Genomic DNA, 20,473 nt, shown 5'->3' with positions numbered 1-20,473 from the left:
GGCCATCCCCGGCCACCGTCGTCACGCCGCTACCCCGCCACGCCGCCACGCCGTCACGACGTCAGGGTCAGGGCCGCGGTGGCCAGCGCCACCCCGCTGACGGCCAGGACGGCGCTGGTCGCCGCGACGCTGCGCAGCGGTACCCGCAGCCCGGCCGACCGGCACCGCTCGTACCAGAGCAGGGTGGCGAGCGAGGCCCAGGGTGTGATCAGCGGGCCGATGTTGGTGCCGATCAGCAGGGAGAGCAGCTGCTGGTGGTTGCCGGCCGGTACGGCGGCCTCGCCGGCCAGGTACACGGGCAGGTTGTTGAGCAGGTTCGACAGCCCCGCGCCCACCGCCGAGGCGCGGAACATCCCGAGCACCCCGCCGTCCGTCCCGATCGCCGCGGCGAGCACCCGGTGCAGCCCGTGCGCGTCGAAGGTCTGCACGACCAGGAACATCCCCGGCACCATCACCAGCAGCCGCCACGGGATCAGCGAGGCCCGCAGCGCCTCGGGCCGCCGCACGGCGAACGCCACGACGACCACCAGGGCCGCCGCCCCCGAGGCGACCCAGAGCGGGAGGTCGGCCAGCAGGCTGGTCAGCAGGAACCCGGCGCAGGTCAGTGCGCAGATCCTGAACAGCACCCGGTCGGCCGGCCGGTGGGCCGGCGGCGGGTCGTAGTCGTTCGCGCCGCGCCGGTCGCGCCGCCAGTAGAACCACCACAGGCAGGCCATGGTCATCAGGCCGGCGGCCAGTTGCGGCGCCCACATCACCCGGGCCAGGCCGGTCGGGGAGAGCGCGACCCGCTCGGCAGCGAGCAGGTTGGTCAGGTTGGACACCGGGAGCAGCAGGCTCGCGGTGTTGGCCAGCCAGACCGTGGTCATCGCCAGCGGGAGCGGCGCGATGCCCACCCGCGAGGCGAGGGCCAGCATCACCGGGGTCAGCAGGACGGCCGTGGTGTCCAGGTTGAGGGTGATCGTGGTGACGGCGGCCAGCGCCACGCAGAGCACGAACAGCGCCGCGTAGCTGCCCCGGGCGGTCCGGGCCACCCCGGCCGCCAGCACGTCGAACACCTCGGCCGTGCTGGTGAGTTCGGCGAGCACGATGACGGTCCCGAGGAAGGCGAGCAGGGGTGCGATCCGGGAGATCGCGGCCCCGGCGGAGTCCGTCGGTAGCAGTCCGGTGGCGAGCAGGAGCAGTCCGCAGGCGAGCAGCGCAGCAGCCACCCAGTCGAGAGGATGGAGTCGCTTGACGTTGGGCCAGTAGGCAAACACGGTGGTCAGGGTCGCATACGAGCGGTGGTTGGTCGAGTGTGGGGCCGAACCGGGGTCGCTCGTCGGCGATCGGCCATAAGCTGGCCCCATGGGGGCTTATGACGTGAACCCGGGCGGCCCCGGGCCGATCGACTTCTTCATCAGCTACTCGCCCGCCGACGAACGGTGGGCGGCCTGGATCGCCTGGACGCTGGAGGACGCGGGCTACCGGGCCTTCCTCCAGGCGTGGGACTTCGTCCCGGGGACCAACTTCGTCGACTTCATGGACCGGGGTGTCACCGAGTCCGCCGCGGTCATCGCGCTGCTCTCGCGCCACTACGAGCGCTCGCGCTACGGCCGGATGGAGTGGCAGGCGGCCCTGCGCGCCGACCCCGACGCCCCGGAGCGCAGGCTGCTGACCGTCCGGATCGAGGACATCCCGGTGGACGGCCTGCTCGCCACCCTGACCTACATCGACCTGGCCACCGTCACCGACCCCGCGCTGGCCCGCCACCTGCTGCTCGCCAGGGTCGCCCAGGCGATGGACGGCCGGGCCCGGCCGGAGCTGCGGCCGGGCTATCCGGGCGGCGCCGCGGGCGCGCCGCCCGCCGCCCGGGCGCAGCAGGACGGGGAGCCGGCCCCGCAGGCGCTGCGACCGGTCGGCGGCACCGGGCGGTCCGGCCGGCGCAGGCCCTCCGTGCGGCCGGAGTACCCGCCGGCGGCGGGCCACCCGGGCGGGCGGGAGTCGGTCACGGTGCTGCACCTGGCGGGCCCGTCCTTCGGCCGGGGCACCGATCCCGCGGAGCTCCAGGCCGCCGTGTGGGGGGACCTCGTCGAGCTCGCCGACGCCGGGGCCCCGGCACCCGAACTGGTCGTCGTCACCGGGGACCTCACCGCGTCCGGCAGCCCCCGGGAGTGCGAGCAGGCCCTCGCCTTCCTCACCGGCATGCGCTCCCTGCTCGGGCTGGAGCCGCACCGGGTGGCGATCGTCCCCGGCGGTCAGGACGTCAGCCAGGCGGCCTCCCGCGCCTACTTCGCCACCTGCGAGGCGGACGAACTGCGGCCCACCCCGCCGTACTGGCCCAAGTGGCGCCACTACGCCCGGCTGTTCCAGGAGTTCTACCAGGGGCTGGACGTGGTCTTCGACAGCGACCAGCCCTGGACGCTGTTCCCGGTGCCCGAGCTCGGGACGGTCGTCGCGGGCCTGAACTCCTCGATGGCCCACAGCCACCGGCCCGACGACCGGTACGGCTGGCTCGGCCCCGAGCAGGCCGCCTGGTTCGCCCAGGCGCTGCGCCCGTACGAGAACGACGGCTGGCTGCGGATCGGCGGCGTCCGGCACCCCGTCACGCCCCGGCCGGCGGGCGCCCGGTCGGCCCGGGCGGGCCAGGACGCCGAGCCGCTCCGGGACGTCGACCGCTTCACCCGGCTGACCGCGCCCCGGCTGCACCTGCTGCTGCACGGGCCGGCCGACGGCCGCGCCGCGCTCCAGGACCTGCCCACCTCCGCCGGGGAGCTCAGGGTCCTCGGGGCCACCGGCCCGGGCGCGCACCAGTTGCTGCAGCTCACCCGCGAGGGGCTCACCCACTGGCCCGGCCCGAGCCCCGGCGCCGCCCCGGGGGCGGGCACAGCCCCGGGCGCCGAGCCCCGGCGGTCGGCGGTCGGCTGGCACCGGGCGCACCGCGCGTTCCCCCCGCCGCCCGACCGGGCCGCCCCCGACGCCCCGCCCGCGGCGGGCTCCGCCCCGCTGCCCGCCGCCGAGCGGGAGACCAGGGAACTGCCCTCCCCGCTCGACACCCTGCTGGCCCGGGTCGCCGAGGTCTGCCGCACCCGGCACCAGGGCGCCCAGATCCGCTCGGTCGCCGGCTCGCCGCCCCAGCTCTTCGTCACCTGGAACGAGTCGGGATTCGTCCGCCAGCAGCGGGTCGCGGTCTGCGTGCACACCCCGACCGCCGAGGAGGTCGACCGCTTCGTCGACGAGGTGCACGCCGCCGGCGGTGCCCCGGACGCCGAGCTGGTCCACGACGGCCCGCCCCCGCCGCGCGAGTTGCGCGACCGGGCCCGGCGGCGCGGCGTCCGGCTGCGCAGTTTCATCGAGTTCCAGGGCCTGCTCGACCTCCGCGACCACGTCGCCGCGCAGAGCGAGCGGCTGGCCGCCGACAGCCAGTACCAGCCCGGCCTCTACCTGCCGCAGCGCTACCGGGACGCCGAGCGCCCCGGCGGGGAGGAACGCGAGGGCCTGGTCGACGAGATGCTCCGGCTGCTGGACTCCGACCACGGCCGGTTCCTGTTGCTGCTGGGCGACTTCGGGCACGGCAAGACCTTCGCCCTGCGCGAGCTGGCCCGCCGCATCCCGGTCGAACTCCCGCATCTGACGCCGCTGTTCATCGACCTCAGCGCACTGGACAAGGCGCACTCCTTCGACGGCCTGGTGGCGGCCCACCTGACCGCCCACGGCGTCGACACCCTCGACCTGCGGGCCTTTCGCTACATGCTCCGGCAGGGGCGCGTGGTCCTCCTGTTCGACGGCTTCGACGAACTGCTGAGCCGGGTCAGCTACGAGCGCGCCGCCGACCACCTCCAGGTGCTGCTGGACGCCGCCGTGGACAACGCCAAGATCGTGGTGAGCAGCCGCACCCAGCACTTCAGCTCCCAGGAACAGGTGCTCACCGCCCTCGGCGAGCGGGTCGGCCTGCTCCCGCAGCGGCGGCTGATCGCCGTCCAGGACTTCACCACCGCCCAGATCCGCGGCTACCTGGCCAACCGCTACGGCGACGAGGCCGCCGCCGACCGCCGGATGCGGCTGCTGGAGGCCATCCCCGACCTGCTCGCGCTCTGCCGCAACCCCCGGCTGCTGAGCTTCGTCGCCGACCTCGACCACGACCGGCTGCGGGCCGTCGCCGGAGCCGGCCGGGCGCTCAGCGCCGCCGGCCTCTACCAGGAGGTCTTCACCGCCTGGCTGGAGTTCGAGGAGCGGCGCGGCCAGGGCGGCCCGGGCGCCGCTCCCGGCCTCGGCCTGGACCAGCTCTGGGAGGCCGTGACCGCGCTCGCGGTCCGGCTCTGGGAGACCAGCCGCACCGCCCTGCCGTACGACGAACTGCTCGACCTCTCCGGTGCGCTGACCGGCCTGGCCGGGAGCCACCTGCCCGCGCCGCAGCTCGCGCACGCGGTGGGATCGGGCAGTCTGCTCGTCCGGTCCGACGAGGGCGTGTTCCAGTTCATCCACGGTTCCGTGGTCGAGTGGCTGGTCGCCCGGGCCGCGGCGGCCTCGCTCGGGAACGGCGAGTCGGAGCTGCTCACCCGGCGCCCGCTCAGCCGGCTGGCGGTCGAGTTCCTCTGCGACCTCGCCGACCACCAGCTCTGCCAGCAGTGGGCCCACGACGTCCTGGACGGGGCCGGCGAGGCGGACGAGACCGCGCGGCTCAACGCCGTCAAGGTGCTGGCCCGGCTGCGGGTGCCCGCCCACACCGATCTGCGCGGCGCGGCGCTGGCCGGCGAGGACCTCTCCCACCGGGACCTCTCCGGCGTCGACCTCGGCCAGGCCGACCTCACCGACGCCCGGCTGCTCGGCGCCAACCTGGCCGGGGCCTCGCTGCGCGGCGCCCGGCTGGCCGGTGCCCGGCTCGACGCGGCCGACCTGTCCGGCGCCGACCTCTCCGGCGCGGACCTCCGCGGTGCCCGGCTGATCGGCACCGATCTGCGCGGCGCCCGGCTGCGGGGCAGCCGCTGGCAGCGCGCCGCCCTGATCTCCGCCGTCACCGACGACGAGGTGCTGGCCGCCCCCGAACTGCGCGCCGCGGCCGTCGCGCCGGGCCTGCCCGTCGAGGCCGGCTTCCGGCCCTCGGAGGTCGGCGTGCCGTACGGGTTCGGCGTGCGCACCGCCCGGCTGCCCGAACCGGTCGCCTTCAGCGCCGACGGCCAGCTGCTCGCGGTCGGCAGCGCCGACGGCAGCGTGCTGGTCTGCGACGCGCTCACCGGGGTCGCCCTGCGCACCCTCAAGGACCACATCGACCGGGTCTACGCGGTGAAGTTCGCCGGGAGCGTGCTGGCCACCGGCAGCGCCGACGGCACCGTCCGGCTCTGGGACCAGGTCTCCGGGGAGTGCCTGCACCGCCTCGACGTCCACCCGGGCGGGGTCTGGCCGGTCTCGCTGGAGTCGACGGGGGCGCTGCTCGCCACCGGTGACGCCGACGGGACGGTCACCCTCTGGGACACCGCGACGGGCGGGCTGCTGCGCCGGCTGACCGGCCACGCCGCACCCGTCTACACCGCGGTCTTCAGCCCGGACGGCGCCCTGCTGGCGACCGGTGACCGGCTCGGTGGGGCCCGGCTGTGGGACACCGCGACCGGGCAGCGGGTCGCCGAGCTCCCGGGGCACCGCGGAACGGTCTTCCGGGCCCGGTTCAGCCCGGACGGGACGCTGCTGGCCACCGGCGACGCCGGTGCGGACGGCGCGGCCGTCCGGGGCGCCGCGGACGCGGCCCCGGACGCCCCGGGCGGCGCCGTCCGGGTCTGGGATGTCGCGGGGCGACGCCTGCTGCACACCTTCGAGGGGCACGGCGGCCGGGTCTACACGCTGGCCTTCCACCCCGACGGGGACCTGCTCGCCAGCGGCGACACGGCCGGTCAGATCCGGCTCTGGAACCCGCTGGACGGGACGGCGGCCGGCCGGCTGGAGGGCTGCACCGGCTCGGTCTACCAGGTCGACTTCGACGACGGCGGCGGCCGGCTCGCCGCCGGGGACAGCGACGGCGTGGTCCGGGTGTGGCGGGTCGGGCCGCCCGCCCCGGGCGGGCGCGAGGTGGTGGCCCCGCGCCGCCAGCCGCCCGAGCACCGGGGCTCGGTCTGGGCCTGCCGGTTCCGCCCCGGCGCCGGACCGGGCGGGGCGGAGGCCGACACGCTGCTGGTGACCGGCGGCAACGACGGCGCCGTCCGGCTCTGGGACCCGGCCTCCGGCCGCAGCCGCCAACTGCTGCGCGGCCACGGGCGGCGGATCGGCTCGCTCTCCTTCAGCGGGGACGCCGGCGTGCTGGCGGCCGGTGGCAACGACGGTGTGGTCCGGCTCTGGGAGCCCGCCACGGGCCGCCGGATCAGGGAGCTCTCGGGGCGCAGCAGCCGGCTGGTCTCGGCGCAGTTCAGCCCGCAGGGGCCGGTGCTGGCCACCGCGAGCAACGACGGCGACCTCTACCTGTGGAACGCGCTGACCGGTGAGTACCTGCGGGAGATGGACGTCGAGACGGAGCACGTCTGGGCGGAGGCGTTCAGCGCCGACGGCGTCTTCGTGGCCACCGCCAACGACGACGACACCGTCCGCATCTGGTACCGCAGCACCGGCGCCCACGTCGCCACGCTGCGCGAGCACCGGGGCCGGGTCCGCTCGATCGCCTTCAGCGCGGACGGGCGCCGGCTGGCCACCGGCTGCGACGACAGCAGCGTCCGGATCTGGGACATCGAGGCCGGCCGGATCGAGGCCCGGCACGACGGGCACGGTGACCGGGTGTACGGCGTCGCGTTCGGCGCCGACGGCTCCTGGCTGGCCAGCGCCTCGTGGGACGGCGACGCCGTGGTCTGGGCGGACGGCGGGATCAGGCACCGGCTGACCGGCCACGCGGGCCGGCTCTGGACGGCGTCGGTGCACCCCCGGCGGTCGCTGCTCGCCACGGCGGGGGACGACCGGGTGGTCCGGCTCTGGGACCCGCGCACCGGGCAGGACCTCGGACGGCTGCGCGGGCACACCGGCCGGATTCTGGCGGTGACCTTCAGCCCGGACGGATCGCTGCTGGCCAGCGGCGGCGAGGACGGCACGGTGCGGCTCTGGGACGTCCCCGCCGACGGCGCGCCCACGGCCCGGGCGACCCTGCTCGGGGCACCGGACGGCTGGGCGGCGCTGCTGCCGTCCGGTGCGTACAAGTACGAGGGCGACGTCGTGGGCGAGTTCTGGCACGCGGTCGGGATGTGCCGCTTCGAGCCCGGCGAGCTCGACACCCGGCTCCCGGGCGTCCACCGGATGCCGCCGGAGGCGCTGCTGTGAGCCCCGGGGCGGGCGGGCCCGGGGCCACGGCCGACGGGTGGTGTCAGAACGCCGCCGGGTCGCCGGCCGGGGCCGCGTCCCGGGGCGGGCGGGCCGTCCAGTGCAGGAGCAGCAGGCTGGCCAGGGCCGCCAGGGCGCACCAGGTGGAGACGAAGGCCAGCCGCCAGAGCAGCGCGCAGAGGACGGCGCCCGCCCCGGTGAGCAGGCCGAGCGGGCGCAACAGGTGGTCGCCGCTGAGGAGCAGCGGCCCGACGGTCGCCACCAGGTAGCCGGTCAGCAGGAGCGCCGCGTGCGGGATGCCGACGGCGTAGCCGAGGGTGTGGCCGTGCGCGGTGGCCGTCACCGGGCGGGTCGCGACGGCGAGCGCGAGCGGGACCGCGACCAGCAGGCCGAGCAGGACGAAGCCCAGCAGCGGGCGCCGGCGGGCCAGGTCGCGGGTGGCGGTCCACACCCCCACCGGGACCAGGACGGGCAGCAGCGGTAACGCGATCACGGCCCACGCGGTCCGGGCCCACCCGGCCGGACCGGCGGGGAGGCCGCCCTCGGCGCCGTGCCAGACCGCGGCCTCGATCAGCTGGTGCACGCCGAGGACGAGCGGGAGGGCCGCGAGCGGCAGCCGCTCGGGGCGTCCGGCGCGGTGGGTCCGGACCAGGCAGAGGACGCCGATGCCCGACACCACCCCGCCGGCGACGAGGTCCGCCTGCGCGCTCCAGCACATGGGTCGCCGCCGTTCCTTGGCCGGGCCGGCTACCGGGAGCCGGTGGGGTCGGTGGGGCCCGCGCCGTCCGGGCCGTCCGGGCCGTCCGGGCCGCCCGGGGAGTCCGCGCCGTCCGGGCCGTCCGGCGAGCCGCCGCCGTCCGGGCGGTCGGCGGCTTCGGCGGCGCGCGGGACCGCCCGGTGGCCGCTGCCGGGCATGGCCGGGTGGCGCCCGATCACGATCACCCCGAGGACGACCGCCACCAGTCCCGCGGCCTGCCAGGCCAGCGCGCCGGGGGTGACCCGCAGGCGGTCGCCGAGGAAGCCCACCGCGCAGGCGATCCCGGTGATCGGCTGGGCCGCCGTCAGCGCGGGCAGCGACATCCGCAGCGGGGCGGCCTCGAACGCGCTCTGCACCAGCAGCAGTCCGACCACCCCCGCCGCCACCACCGCGTACGGCTGCCAGCTGCGCAGCACCGCGCCCAGCCCGTCGTGGTCCAGCCGCAGGGTCGTCGTACGGGTGAGCGCGTCCTGGAGGCCGTAGAGCAGGCCGGCGGCGAGGGCGAGCAGGGTGGCCTCCTCGAACAGCGGCATCCGGCGGGCCGTGGAGACCAGCAGCAGCGTCAGGCCGACCACGGTGCCGACCACCACCCAGTGACGCAGCTCCCCGGCCGGTTCGCCGCCCCCGGTGGGGCGGCCGGCCACGATGAACGCCGTCACACCGAGGGCGAGCAGCAGCACGCCGGCCCAGCCGGACCGGCCGAGGCTCTGCCGGGTCAGCACCCGGGACAGCGCCATCGCGAACAGGAGATTGGTGGCGAGCAGCGGCTCGACCAGCGAGACCTCGCCCTGGTTGAGGGCGAGTGCGGAGAGGATCAGACCGCTGACCATGAACCCGGTGCCGAGCAGCCATTCGGGCATCCGCAGCAGGTCCAGCAGCAGCCGCCAGCGCAGCAGGTCGGCACGCGGGGCACGCTGTGCCGCGTGCTGCTGGAGGACGAATCCGAGCCCCAGGCAGCAGGCGGCGCTCAGTGCGAGGAGGAAGACCACCACGAAGGGACCACCCGAACGTCGCTGCCCGCGCCGGACCGGCGATCCGTGGTTCGACGGCGGTCGCGGCACGTTTCCGCCAGCGTACCGCCGGGGCGTTGACCCGACCGCCGGGACGCGGGCCGCCCTGGGCCGGACGGCTGCTTCCGCTGCCGGCCCCGGCGCCCGGGGCCGCGCTTGCCGCCCCGGGCGCCGGGGGCGCACGCTGGTGTGAGCAGCCGCCACGGGTCCGCAACCGTGCCGGCCCGAGTGGGCGCGACGGGGGCAGGCGCCAGGAGGTGTGGCATGCACAACCAGTGGGATGTGGAGCTGAGCTTCGAGGAAGACGGCGTGCACACGGGATGCGACGCGAGGCTGACCGGTGCCAGGGCACCGGGCCTCAGCGCCCACGGAGAGTCGCTCAAGAGCGCGGAGGACCGCCCGCTCGCCCGGATCGGTGAGGAGGTCGCCGCCTCCCGCGCCCTGGAGGCGCTGTCCCGCAAGCTACGGGCCCAGGCGACCGGCGAGATCGAGGACGAGGGCCACCGGCCGGGCTACCTGATCTACTGAACCGCCCGTCCGCTGACCCGCCGTCCGCCCGGCCGGTCGACCTGGCCCGCGCACCCGGGCCGGCCGGTGCGCGCCGCCCGGGACCCACGGGGTGGGTGGCGGTGGGTCCCGGGCCACCCCGTGGGTTCCGGGCAGCATGACCTACTGGGCCCCGCCGCCCTCCGGTTCGAGGCCGGTCACGCGCCGCCGGACAGGAATGCCGTGAGCCGGCCGGTGAGTTCGGTGGGCCGGGCCGTGAGCAGGGTGTGGTGGGAGACCTCGGGCAGCACGGCGACCGTGGCGCCGGGCAGGGCCTCGCGGGCCGACGCGGCCACGCGGCGCGCGTCGTGGGTGCGGCTGCGCTCGGCGAGCAGGACCAGGGCCGGCGCCCCGAGGGCGGCCAGTCGTTCACGCGTCGGGCGGGGTCCGGTGACCACCCGGGAGGCCGGGAACCCGGCGTGGCCGAGGGCGTAGAGTTCGCGCCAGCCGGCGTCCAGGCCGCCGCCGCCGCTCTCCCAGTCCAGGTAGGCGCGGGCGCGGCCGGCCGAGCGGGGCGGCAGGAAGAGCGGCAGCGCGCGCAGCAGGTAGCCGGCGCGGAAGCCGGCGAAGCACTGGGTCGGATCCAGCAGGGCGAGCCGGCCGACCCGGGCGGGGGCGTGCAGGGCGTACTCCAGGGCGATCCACCCGCCGTACGAGTGACCGCAGAAGTCGGCCTCGGGCACGCCGAGCCGGTCAAGCACGGCGTCCAGCCAGCCCAGCAGGCCGGGCACGCCGCCGAGCGGGGCGCCGTCGTGGACGCTGCGCCCCGGGTCGCCGATCAGGTCGACGGCGAGGACGCGGTGCCCGGCGCAGGTGAGCGCCTCCACCGCGGCGAGCCAGCCGGTGGAGGTCGCGCCGCCGCCGTGGAGCAGGACCAGCGGCCGCCCGTCGCGGGGGCCGCAGGCGTTGACGCGGGTGGTGCCGTGCGGCGTCCGGACGGTGAGCGGCTCGACGGGGACGGGCCAGCGGGCCAGCACGGCGTCGTAGGCGGCGAGGAACGCATCGAGCGGATCGTCGGCGCCGCCCACGCCGGTGGCCCGGGTGTCCTGCGGGGTTCGTGAGGCTCGTGAGGAGCGTGAGTCGCGTGCTGACATTCTGCTGTCCTCCGGCGGGTGGCAAAATTACTCGCTGAACAATAATCTCGCTGAGCGAGAGAATAGTGCCACCGCACCTGGAGCGGAAGGAGAACGAGGTGGACGAACCCGAGGAGCCGATGCGGCTGGTCCATCTGCTGCGCGGCCTGACCGTCGAACTGGACCTGTTCGGAGCGGAGTTCGCCGGCCGCCACGGCCTGCACCCGACCGACCTGCGCGCGTTGATCCACCTGCTGGACGCCGCCCGGGCCGGGACGGTGGTGACGCCGGGCCGGCTCGGCGAGGCGCTGCGGCTGAACTCGGCGGGCACCACCGGCCTGGTCGACCGGCTGGAGCGGCTCGGCCTGATCCGCCGCGAGCGCGACCCCGGGGACCGCCGACGCGTCCGGCTGGTGGTCGAGGAGCGGGCGGTGGAGCTCGGGCAGGGCTTCTTCGGCGGGCTGATCGCCGATCTGGTGGCCGCCATGGGCCGGTTCGACCCCGCGGAGCTGGCGACGGCCCGGCGGTTCCTGCTGGCCATGACCGAGGTGGTGGCCACGGCCCGGGAGGAGTGACCGGACCGCGGACGCGAGGCGATCGTCGTCCGGGGCCGGTGACGCGGGGCACCCCCGGGGGCGCCGGGGGATCAGAACCAGGTCTCGCCGAAGTGGTCCCCGGGGTGGCCCTCGCGGAGCAGGCAGAAGTCGGGTTCCCTGACGTGCTCCGGCCCCTTCAGCCCGGCCTCGGCCGGACAGCGCGGCGCCAACTCGACCGTGTACACGGGCCAGGAGGCCCAGTGCAGGTCGTTGCCGACGCCCTGGACGAGGGCGCAGTGAGTGCTCTCGTGCCCGGCGACGAGCTCGCAGCGGAGGTGTTGCTCCATCATGAAGGCGGCGTGCGGCAGGCTGTTGAAGTGATCCACATCGGACTGCGGGAGCGTGACGACGGCGGGGCACTGACGCTTGACCATGGGTGGACGGTTGGCTTCAGTCATGCTCGCCAGCATTCCACCGCGCCGCCCGGGAGGCGATGCTTTCCGCGTGGTCGCACGCGTCTTGTACAGGTCGGGCGGGTTCTTGACGGCACCCCACCGGCGGCGTACCGGCGGGCACCGGATCCCGCCCCCGTCGGGCTCCACGAATTCCCCACGCTTCACCCACGTCGCCCACTTCAATGCCCACTTCAATGCCCGCTTCGTCGGCCGGGCCGACCCGCCGTCGCGGCGCCGGTCCGACGGTACCGCCGGGCCGTACGGCTCAGCCGGGTCCGAGCGTCCAGCTGACGAGTGACAGCGTCGCCATCGAGACCACGGTGGAGCAGAGGATCGAGCGCCGCGCGAGCGCGGTGCTGTGCCCGTACTGGGCGGCGTAGACGAACACGTTCTGCGCGGTCGGCAGGGCGGAGAACAGCACCACGGTGAGCAGTTGGTGGGGCGGCAGGTGGAGCAGGCCGGCCCCGACGGCGAACGCCGCCAGCGGCTGGATCAGCGTCTTGAGCACCACCGTCACCCCGACCTCCGCGTACCGGCGGTCGCCGGGGCCCGCGCCGTTGCCGGGGCCCGCGGCGATGTCAGCACCGGCACCAGGAACGGTGCCGGTGCCGGTACCGGTGTCCGCGGCGGTCGTCGGGCGGCCGCGCAGCGACATGCCGAGGGCCACCAGCGCGGCCGGCACGCCCGCGCCGCCGAGCAGTTCGCAGGAGCGGGCCAGCTCGGCGGGCGGGTGCCAGCCGGTCGCGGAGACCGCGGCGCCGAGCGCGACCGCCAGCAGGATGGGGTTGCGCACCGGCAGGGTGAGCGCGGCCCGGCGGCCGGCGCGGCCGGTGTCCAGCACGGTCAGCACGATCGGGGTGACCAGCAGGGTCTGGAACAGCACGACCGGTCCGACGAAGGACGCGTCGCCGAGCACCTGGAGGGCCACCGGAATGCCGAGGTTGGCGGAGTTGACGTAGCCGGAGGCCATCCCGCCGATCGTGCCCGAGGCGAGCCCCCGGCCGAAGAACCGGTGGGCGGCCAGCAGGCCGAGACCGGTGGCGAGCGCCGTCCCGGCGGCGAAGGCCAGCATCGACGGGTTGGCGAACCGGTTCAGCGGCGTCCGGGCGATCATCAGGAACAGGGCCGCGGGCATGGCCAGATGGAAGCTGAACCGGCTCAGCACCGCGTCGGCGTGCGGCCCGAGCAGTCCGCTGCGGCCGACCAGGTAGCCGATCCCGATGAGGGCCCAGATCGGGGCGAAGCCGGAGAGCAACGGATGCAGACTGGGCATGGCTCCTCGGGGTGGTCCGGGGTGTCCGGTGGGCGGGGCGCGGGGTCTCCCGGCACCGCCGCAGTCAACCAGACGCCCTCCCGGCCGAGTCGGCCGGGCATCCCGCGGGGGCTCCCGGCCTACCATGGCCCGGTGGAGAATCTGAGCCTGGCCGAGGTCGAGACGATCGCGCGGCGTGCCCATGACGGGCAGGTCGACAAGAACGGTCACCCCTACAGCGAGCACCTCGCCGCGGTGGCGCACGGTGTGGCGGAACGCGGCGGCAGCGAGGAGCAGATCGCGGCGGGCTGGCTGCACGACGCGATCGAGGACGAGGTGCTGACCCGCGAGTGGCTGGCCGCCGCGGCCCTGTCCGAGGACACCAAGGCGATCGTGGACGCCCTCAGCAAGCGCCCCGGCGAGCCGGTGGAGGAGTACACGGCCCGCATCCTGGCGACCCCCGGCGCGCTCCTGGTCAAGCGGGCCGACCTGGCCCACAACTCCAGTCCGGCCCGGCTGGCCACCCTGGACGCGCCGACGGCCGAACGGCTGGCCGCCAAGTACCGCCGGATGCGCGAACTGCTCGGCCTGGTGGGCGTGGACGGCGACTGACCCCCTTCGCCGCCCGGCACCGGTCCGGTCCGCCCGGCGTCCGGGCCGGACGGGCCCGGGGGAGCGCGCCGGCCTGGGGCCGGAGACGGGCGAGAGGGCCCGCGCACGCGGATCGCGCGTGCACGGGCCCTCTCGGTCACCCCGGTGATCCCTGTCCGATCCCCGGGGTGAGGGGGGACAGTGGTCTGGCTGCGGCAGCCGGAGCCCCGGCGGAGCACCGGCGATCGATCGATCGGCCGGCCGGCCCGGTGGCTCGGAAGAGTTCGGCTTAGTACCAGTGGTGGGTCTGCCAGAACGACCAGGCGGCGTTCGGGCTGCCGTAGCGGGAGTTCATGTAGTCCAGCGCCCACTTGATCTGGGTCTTCGGGTTGGTCTTCCAGTCCGCACCGGCGGAGGCCATCTTCGAGCCCGGCAGCGCCTGGGCCAGGCCGTACGCGCCCGAGCTGGGGTTGGTCGCGGTCACGTTCCAGCTGGACTCGTGGCTGATGATCTGGCTGAACGACGCGAGCTGGCCGGCCGGCACGATCTGGGCGGCGAGGGCCTGGGGGGACACGGTCGCGGCCGAGGCGGTGGCGGGCACCAGGCCGGCGCCCAGGGCGGTCAGACCGGCGGCGCCGGCGAGAAGAGCGGCGGAAGTACGCATACGGAGCTTGAAAGCGGGCATGAAGGAGAAGACCTCAATCGGGTTGGGCCGGTGTCACGCCCCGCCTCGACCGTTGGCCGGACAGGGGCCGATACGGTCGCGGGGCGTGACTCGGCAGTAAGCTGTGCTCCGGCGGGACAGGTGCCGGAGCGGCTGACGACTGAGCCATTGTTGCCAGACGGGATCGGCCGTCGCCAAGACCCCCTCGCTACGACCGGGCGTCGTAGCCGGGGCCGTGCCGTGGATTCGAAGGGTCCTCCGGACCCGCCTGCGGCGTGCCCGCCGGCCTGGGCGGATCCGCGATCGGCGGCCGCCCGAGTGGCTGTCCCGAGAACGACTACCGCCCGTCGTGGCGGCCTTTCGTGTGTGAGCGCACTCACCGGCGGGCCACCGGGGCCCGTCACGGACCGGTCCGGGGGGACCACTACGGGTACAGACGATCTGAGAGCGGCGCCACACCGGTGCGGCCTCGGTGGGCGCCCCGACGGCCCGGACCGGGTCCCGCCGCCCGGGCTCCTCAGCCGCGCGGGCGGACGTGCAGGTCCAACCCGCCCGTCCCGGGCGCCTCCACACCCGGCATCAGCCGCATGTCGCGGCCGTAGTCACCCCCGACGAGCGACCGGAACGGGACCGGCTCGTCGGTGAAGAGCCCGTCGAGCCGCCGGCCGTACGCCTCCTTCGCCGCCTCGAAGCGCTCCTCGGACAGCTCGTTCGCGTCGTACACCGCGAACGGCTCCAGCGGTGCCATACCGGTGAACCAGAAGAGGCCGTGCTGGACCGGGTGGAGCACGTCCGCCAGCCGGCCGTGGATGCCCCGGTCGAGGAGCGACGTCTCCCGGGCGCCCGCCGTCACGGACATCAGCGCGCGCCGGCCCGCCAGGGCGGAGTCCCGGGTGTAGGGGGGAGGCAGGGCCGGGCCGTAGCCGAACCCGGCGGTGAACACCCGCTCGATCCAGCCCTTCATGATCGCGGGGGTCGAGAACCACCAGAGCGGGAACTGCAGGATCACCGCGTCCGACCAGCGCACCTTCTCCTGCTCCGCGGCGATGTCCGGCGACAGCCGCCCGGCCAGCGTGGCCCGCTCCGAGGCGGCCATCACGTGCAGCCGCTCGTCCGGCGCGTGTGCGGGGAAGTCGTCGGCGTCCAGCCCGGCCTTCCACTTCATCGCGTAGAGGTCGGACTGCCGGACCTCGTGCCCCGCGCCGCGCAGGCGGTCGACCGCGAACGCGGTGAGGGCGGTGTTGAGCGAGCGGGGGTCCGGGTGGGCGCTGACGACGAGGATCTTCTGCTGCTGGGGCGTGGCTGCGGTCATGTCGTACACGTTCTCCCGGGCGCGGCCGGGCAGCCAGAACCCTGGTCAACCGGAGGACCGGTGATCCTGGTACCGGGAGGGCCACCCATACTGGACGCCAGGGAACGGGGGCGGGATGAGGCACACGGACACGACGACGGACGGCACGGGCGGGGGCGGCGGCCGGGTCGAGGCTTTTGGGGCGGTCGGGACGGTGGGGGCGGTCGACGGGGTCGGCGACACCCGGCGGGCGCTCGGCGGTTTCCTGCGGGCCCGGCGCGGCCGCGTCGCTCCGGAGGACGTCGGCATCGCCGGCGGCCGTCACCGGCGGGTCCGCGGGCTGCGCCGCGAGGAACTGGCCCAGCTCGCCGGGATCAGCGTCGACTACTACGTCCGCCTCGAACAGGGCCGGGCCACCCAGCCGTCCACCGAGGTGCTCGACGCGCTCGCGCGGGCCCTCGGCCTCGACGCCGCCGAGCGCCGGCACCTCGCCACCCTGGCCGGAGCCCGGCGCGGCACCGCGCCCGCGGCGCGGGTCAGCCCGCAGCTGCGGCGGCTCCTGGACGCCGTCGTCCACTTCCCCGCCTTCGCGACGACCCCCCACCTCGACGTGGTGGCCTGGAACGCGCTGGGCGCCGAACTGATGGGCGGGCTCGGCACACCCGGCGGCCGGGACGGCAACAACGCCAGGTACCTGTTCTGCGACCCCGCCTCCCGGGACGTCCACCCCGAGTGGGAGGACCGGGCCCGCGAGGCCGTCGGCCAGCTGCGGGTCTCCGCCGGGAGCTACCCGGACGACACGGAGCTGGCCGCGCTGATCACCGAACTGTCGGCGCGCAGCGCGGACTTCCGGCGGATCTGGGCCACCGGCGAGATCGTGGTGTGCGGCGCGGGCCGCAAACGGCTGCGGCACCCGGTGGCGGGGCTGCTCACCCTGGACTACGAGACGCTGCACGTGCCCGCCGCGCCGGGCGAGACGGGCCTGGTCGTGCACGTGTTCAGCGCCGCGGAGAACAGCCCGGAGGCCGCCGCGCTGGCCCGGCTGGCCGAGGCGGTGGCGGCGTCGCAGCAGGAGCGGGCCGCCGGGCCGGTGCGGTCCTCCGACGCCTGAGGCGTCCACGGCAGGGCGCCGGGAGCGTCCCCCGGAGCCTCGCACCCGGCACCTCCCCACCTCCCCTACCGCACCGCCCGGTGCCCCGGGCGCGAACGCGGACCGCACCGGATCCGCCGCGGAGGAAGCGGTTCCGGCCCGGTCCGGGCTCAGGAGGGGTGAGGAGGTGCTCATGGGAGAAACGAAGACCGACCGGGACGACGAGTTCCAGGCGTTCATCGTCGGGGCCTGGCCACGGCTGCTGCGTACGGCGTACCTGCTGGCCGGGGAGCAGCACGCGGCCGAGGACCTGGTGCAGTCCGCGGCGGAGAAGGCCTGCGCGGCCTGGGGGAAGGTCCGCCGGGCCGAGGACCCCTACGCCTACGTGCGGCGGATCCTGGTGAACCAGCACGCCCGCCGCTTCCGGCGCCGCCCGCCGGAACTGCTGGTCCACGCCGTGCCGGAGACGGCGGGCGAGGAGGACGGCTACGCGCGGTCCGACCAGCGCTCGGCGTTGCTGGCCGCGCTCGCCACCCTGCCGCCCCGCCAGCGCGAGGCCGTCGTGCTGCGCCACTGGGAGGACCTGAGCGACAGCCAGGCCGCCGTGGCGATGGGCTGCTCGGCGGGAGCGGTGCGCAGCCAGGCGGCGAAGGGGATAGCGAGGCTCCGAGAGGTCTCGGTGCTGAAGGAACTCAAGGGCATGACACACGTCGGAGGTGCGGTATGAGCATGCGCGGCAACGACCGGACGGGCGCCGCGGGCGCGACGGACGACGGCGACTCGGCGGTGTGGGTCGGGCTCGGGCTGGCGGAGGCCGCCGCCGGGGCGCGGGTCGGGGCGGTGCCGCTGCCGGAGATCATGGCGGGCGGTCGCCGGTTGCGGCGGCGGCGCCGGACCCTGGTGGGGGCGGTCGCGCTGGGCACCGTGGTGGTGCTGGCCGGCGGCACGACGATGGGTCTGCACGGAGCCGCCGCGGGCGGCACGTCGGTGGGGGCGCTCGCCCCGGCCGGCTCCGGGACCGGCGGCGGCACCGGTGGCGGACCGGCGGCCGACACCTCCACCACCACGGCCCCGCCGACGGCGGCGGTCCGCGACCCCTTCACCCCGGCCCGGGCGGTGGTCGCCCAGGGCACCGCGGACGGCAAGGAGTGGAAGCTCTGGATCGCGCTCTGGCCGCTCGCCCGGCAGGACCAGGCCTACCAGCAGGCCCAGGCGATCTGGCAGGAGCGGCACGCCGCGGACCCGGAGCTCACCGCGCCGACGGAGGCGTTCGTCAAGCAGTACTGGCAGCCCCGGGACGACGTCACGAACACCTACTTCACGGTGGACGGCGTGCGCCTCGGTCATGACTCCCAGGGCAGCGTCCCGGCGCCGTCCGCGCCGGCGACGCCCGTCGACACGGCGGGTTCGCTCAGCGGGGGCCTGGTCGGCCACCGGGGCAAGGGCGACACCGTGGCCCCGCTCGACGTGGTGTCGGCACGGCTCGACCCGAACGTCGGCCGGGTGACGGTGACCTGGACGGACGGCACGACGTACGAGCCGCAGCCGGTCACCGTGGGGGACTCCCCGGTGCGCTGGATCGCGGTGGCCCGGCCGGCGGGCAAGGCCGCGCAGTCGTGGCAGCTCTTCGACCGCGACGGCGTGCCGATGAAGGGCGGTGACCACGTCGACTTCCTGAAGTGAGGCCGGACCCGCCTCCCGGGGGAGCCACGGCTTGTCCGACCCGTTCCCGCCGCGCGCCGGTGCGGCGCGACTGGTCGTTGAGTCCTAGGCGGAGCCGCCGCGGGCCGGGTCGACGAGCAGGTCCCCGAGCCGGCGGTGGCGCCGGGCGCGGGCGGTGAGCCGCTCGGCCTCCGGTACCCCGGCGAGTGCGGTGAGCGCCGCGCCGACCGCCCGGCCGAGCCGGTCGCAGAACGCGGCCGGCTCGTCGGCGGCGTCCGGCCGTTCGGGCACCACGGCGTCGACCAGGCCGACCGCTGCCAGGTCGGCCGCGCCGATGCCCTGCGAGCGGGCGAGGTCGGCGGCGTGCGCGCCGTCCCGGTGGACGATCGCGGAGGCGCCCTCGGGCGGCAGCGGCGCCAGCCAGGCGTGGCCGGCGGCGAGCACCCGGTCGGCGGGCAGCAGGGCGAGGGCGCCGCCGCCCGAGCCCTGGCCGAGCAGCACTGCCAGCACCGGCGTGCGCAGGGCGAGCAGGGTGGTCAGGCAGTGCGCGATCTCGACGGCGATGCCGTCCAGTTCGGCCGCCGCCGACAGCTCGGCGCCCGCCGTGTCGACGACGGTGACCAGCGGCAGGCCGAGCTGCTCGGCCAGCCGGGCGCTGCGCCGCACGGCCCGCAGGTCGGCGGCGGTGAACGGGCGTTCGTGGTCCGGACCCTGCCGTTGCTGCCCGACGATCAGGGCGGGCCGTCCGTGCAGGACGGCTAGGGCCCGGACCAGGGCGCCGCCGCGGCCGCCTGGCGCGTCCAGCAGGACCAGCTCGTCGGCCGTCCGGCGCAGCAGCTCGCGCGCCCCCGGCCGGTCGGGGCGGCGGGTGCGCCGCACGGAGTCCCAGGCGTCCGGCTCTCGGGCGGTCGCGGTGTCGGGCGCGGGTGCGGTGTCCGGCGCGGTCACGGTGTCCGGCGCGGTCACGGTGTCCGGTGCGGGAACGGCCTCCGGTGCGCTCACGGAATCCGGCACGCTCGCGGCCGGGGCCAGGACGGCCAGCGACCGTCGCAGCACCTCCCGCAGGTCCTCCGGCGCCACCACGGCGTCCACCAGGCCGCGCCCGGCCAGGGTCTCCGCGAGCTGCACGTCCGGGGGCAGCTCCACGCCCCGCAACTCCTGGTACACCCGGGGCCCGAGGAACCCGAGCCGGGCCCGGGGCTCGGCGAACACCAGCTGTCCCAGCGTCCCCCAGGAGGCGAAGACCCCGCCCATGGTGGGGTTGCGCAGGTAGCTGAGGTACGGCAGGCCGGCCGCGCGGTGGGCCTGGACGGCGGCGGTGATGCGCAGCATGCAGAGGAAGGCCGCCGACCCCTCCTGCATCCGCGTCCCGCCCGAGACCGGCAGGGCGACCAGCGGGAGCCGCTCGGCCGTCGCCCGTTCCACGGCCCGGGTGATCCGTTCCGCGGTGGCCACCCCGATCGAGCCGCCGAGGAAGCCGAACTCGGAGGCGACCAGCGCCACCGGCCGGCCGGCGAGCAGCCCGACCCCGGTGATCACCGCTTCGTCCACCCCGGTGCGTTCGCGCGCCCGGGCCAGTGCGGCCAGGTAGTCGGCGTCGGCCGACTGCGCCCCGACCGGCTCGTCCCAGCTCCGGAACGAGCCCTGGTCCAGCAGCAGGCCGATGAGTTGACGTGCCGTCAGTGAACTTCCGGTCCCCACAACCCACCCCGCCGTCCGAGCCGTCCGCATCGACAAGATCCACCCTACGCAGCGGCCGACCAGCCGTCCCGGACCGACGGGCGGGTGTGACCGGGTCGACAGCTTCGGGGCGGGGGTTGCGCGCGCCGACCGCGTCGACCGCCGTGCGCCGGCTCAGCGGAGCGCGGCGGCCTCCTCCCGCCGGGGCACGGCGGTGCGGTTGTCGTGGTCGGCGTGGTCGGCGTGGTCGGGGCGGGCCGGGCGGCAGGCCCGGTCGTAGCGGTCGGCGACCAGGCGGGCGAGCGCGTCGTGCGTGCCGAGCGGGGTACTGGTCCACCGGGCGGCGGTCCCGGCCGCCCGGTCGGCGAAGAACCCCGGGCCGAGCAGGTAGGTGGCGACGGCGACCTCGCGGTGGCCGGCCGCGCGCAGGGCCTCGACCGCCTCCTGCGGAGTCGGCCGGGCCGCCGAGAGGTAGGCGGGGACGACCGGCCGGCCCTCGCCGAGCCGGCGGGCGAGCAGCCGCGCCGTCCGGGCGGTGTCCCCGGCGGCGGCCGGGTCGGAGGAGCCGGCCGCCGCGAGCACCACCGGTCCGGCGCCGGC

17 protein-coding genes are annotated in these 20,473 nt (G+C 76.1%); 7 read left to right on the top strand and 10 right to left on the bottom strand.

What is annotated here, in order from left to right; genetic code table 11:
- Positions 1 to 53: 53 nt before the first annotated feature.
- On the bottom strand, positions 54 to 1,256 hold the full coding sequence (locus ACFWA9_RS22050) for an SLC13 family permease (protein WP_380389114.1): 1,203 nt from the start codon (positions 1,254 to 1,256) through the stop codon (positions 54 to 56).
- Positions 1,257 to 1,344: 88 nt separating this feature from the next.
- Here ACFWA9_RS22050 and ACFWA9_RS22045 point away from each other — a divergent pair, with 88 nt between their 5' ends.
- Positions 1,345 to 7,266, top strand: a complete 5,922-nt coding sequence (locus tag ACFWA9_RS22045; RefSeq protein WP_380389113.1) for a TIR domain-containing protein — start codon at positions 1,345 to 1,347, stop codon at positions 7,264 to 7,266.
- Between the two features lie 43 nt (positions 7,267 to 7,309).
- On the opposite strand, the gene ACFWA9_RS22040 is transcribed toward ACFWA9_RS22045, so the two are convergent.
- The gene (locus tag ACFWA9_RS22040) at positions 7,310 to 7,984 is read right to left on the bottom strand and encodes a DUF6629 family protein (protein WP_380389111.1); all 675 of its coding nucleotides are present in this window, start codon (positions 7,982 to 7,984) and stop codon (positions 7,310 to 7,312) included.
- Positions 7,985 to 8,013: 29 nt separating this feature from the next.
- On the bottom strand, positions 8,014 to 9,015 hold the full coding sequence (locus tag ACFWA9_RS22035; protein ID WP_380389110.1) for a DMT family transporter: 1,002 nt from the start codon (positions 9,013 to 9,015) through the stop codon (positions 8,014 to 8,016).
- A gap of 282 nt (positions 9,016 to 9,297) precedes the next feature.
- Between ACFWA9_RS22035 and ACFWA9_RS22030 the strand changes: the two genes are divergently transcribed.
- Positions 9,298 to 9,561: a dsRBD fold-containing protein gene (locus tag ACFWA9_RS22030; protein ID WP_329490920.1), complete on the top strand. Its 264-nt coding sequence runs from the start codon at positions 9,298 to 9,300 to the stop codon at positions 9,559 to 9,561.
- A gap of 176 nt (positions 9,562 to 9,737) precedes the next feature.
- Here ACFWA9_RS22030 and ACFWA9_RS22025 read toward each other — a convergent pair whose 3' ends face one another.
- On the bottom strand, positions 9,738 to 10,673 hold the full coding sequence (locus tag ACFWA9_RS22025; protein ID WP_380389108.1) for an alpha/beta fold hydrolase: 936 nt from the start codon (positions 10,671 to 10,673) through the stop codon (positions 9,738 to 9,740).
- Between the two features lie 119 nt (positions 10,674 to 10,792).
- On the opposite strand from ACFWA9_RS22025, the gene ACFWA9_RS22020 reads away from it, so the two are divergent.
- Positions 10,793 to 11,227, top strand: coding sequence for a MarR family transcriptional regulator (locus ACFWA9_RS22020; protein WP_329492362.1), 435 nt, complete (start codon positions 10,793 to 10,795; stop codon positions 11,225 to 11,227).
- A 71-nt stretch (positions 11,228 to 11,298) separates the two neighbouring features.
- On the opposite strand, the gene ACFWA9_RS22015 is transcribed toward ACFWA9_RS22020, so the two are convergent.
- Both ACFWA9_RS22015 and ACFWA9_RS22010 read right to left on the bottom strand, forming a co-directional pair.
- Positions 11,299 to 11,622 carry a hypothetical protein gene (locus ACFWA9_RS22015; protein WP_352291740.1) on the bottom strand — a complete coding sequence of 108 codons (324 nt, stop codon included), beginning with the start codon at positions 11,620 to 11,622 and terminating at the stop codon, positions 11,299 to 11,301.
- Between the two features lie 286 nt (positions 11,623 to 11,908).
- The gene (locus tag ACFWA9_RS22010) at positions 11,909 to 12,916 is read right to left on the bottom strand and encodes an AEC family transporter (RefSeq protein WP_380389106.1); all 1,008 of its coding nucleotides are present in this window, start codon (positions 12,914 to 12,916) and stop codon (positions 11,909 to 11,911) included.
- A gap of 132 nt (positions 12,917 to 13,048) precedes the next feature.
- On the opposite strand from ACFWA9_RS22010, the gene ACFWA9_RS22005 reads away from it, so the two are divergent.
- Entirely contained in the window at positions 13,049 to 13,507 is a 459-nt protein-coding gene (locus ACFWA9_RS22005) for an HD domain-containing protein (RefSeq protein ID WP_352291736.1), read from the top strand.
- Between the two features lie 268 nt (positions 13,508 to 13,775).
- Here the strand turns inward: ACFWA9_RS22005 and ACFWA9_RS22000 are convergent, their stop codons facing one another.
- Positions 13,776 to 14,150 carry a transglycosylase SLT domain-containing protein gene (locus ACFWA9_RS22000; RefSeq protein ID WP_329490926.1) on the bottom strand — a complete coding sequence of 125 codons (375 nt, stop codon included), beginning with the start codon at positions 14,148 to 14,150 and terminating at the stop codon, positions 13,776 to 13,778.
- A gap of 517 nt (positions 14,151 to 14,667) precedes the next feature.
- Positions 14,668 to 15,462 carry an NAD(P)H-dependent oxidoreductase gene (locus ACFWA9_RS21995; protein WP_352291734.1) on the bottom strand — a complete coding sequence of 265 codons (795 nt, stop codon included), beginning with the start codon at positions 15,460 to 15,462 and terminating at the stop codon, positions 14,668 to 14,670.
- A 115-nt stretch (positions 15,463 to 15,577) separates the two neighbouring features.
- Between ACFWA9_RS21995 and ACFWA9_RS21990 the strand changes: the two genes are divergently transcribed.
- From ACFWA9_RS21990 to ACFWA9_RS21980, 3 genes are all read left to right on the top strand, one after another.
- Positions 15,578 to 16,552, top strand: a complete 975-nt coding sequence (locus tag ACFWA9_RS21990) for a helix-turn-helix transcriptional regulator (RefSeq protein WP_352291732.1) — start codon at positions 15,578 to 15,580, stop codon at positions 16,550 to 16,552.
- Between the two features lie 172 nt (positions 16,553 to 16,724).
- Positions 16,725 to 17,258, top strand: a complete 534-nt coding sequence (locus ACFWA9_RS21985; RefSeq protein WP_380389103.1) for a SigE family RNA polymerase sigma factor — start codon at positions 16,725 to 16,727, stop codon at positions 17,256 to 17,258.
- A gap of 2 nt (positions 17,259 to 17,260) precedes the next feature.
- Positions 17,261 to 18,214 (top strand): hypothetical protein, encoded by a 954-nt coding sequence (locus ACFWA9_RS21980; protein WP_380389101.1) that lies wholly within the window; start codon positions 17,261 to 17,263, stop codon positions 18,212 to 18,214.
- Between the two features lie 84 nt (positions 18,215 to 18,298).
- Here the strand turns inward: ACFWA9_RS21980 and ACFWA9_RS21975 are convergent, their stop codons facing one another.
- Together ACFWA9_RS21975 and ACFWA9_RS21970 are read right to left on the bottom strand one after the other, a co-directional pair.
- Entirely contained in the window at positions 18,299 to 19,894 is a 1,596-nt protein-coding gene (locus tag ACFWA9_RS21975) for a carboxyl transferase domain-containing protein (RefSeq protein WP_380389099.1), read from the bottom strand.
- A 153-nt stretch (positions 19,895 to 20,047) separates the two neighbouring features.
- Positions 20,048 to 20,473, bottom strand: a 426-nt coding sequence (locus ACFWA9_RS21970) for a CbiX/SirB N-terminal domain-containing protein (protein ID WP_380389097.1), incomplete at its 5' end; no start/stop codon positions are given.

The organism is Kitasatospora sp. NPDC059973, from assembly GCF_042737525.1.
Taxonomy (GTDB): domain Bacteria; phylum Actinomycetota; class Actinomycetes; order Streptomycetales; family Streptomycetaceae; genus Kitasatospora.
Note: the sequence above shows the minus strand (reverse complement) of the source record. Positions and strands in the feature narration are given on the sequence as shown.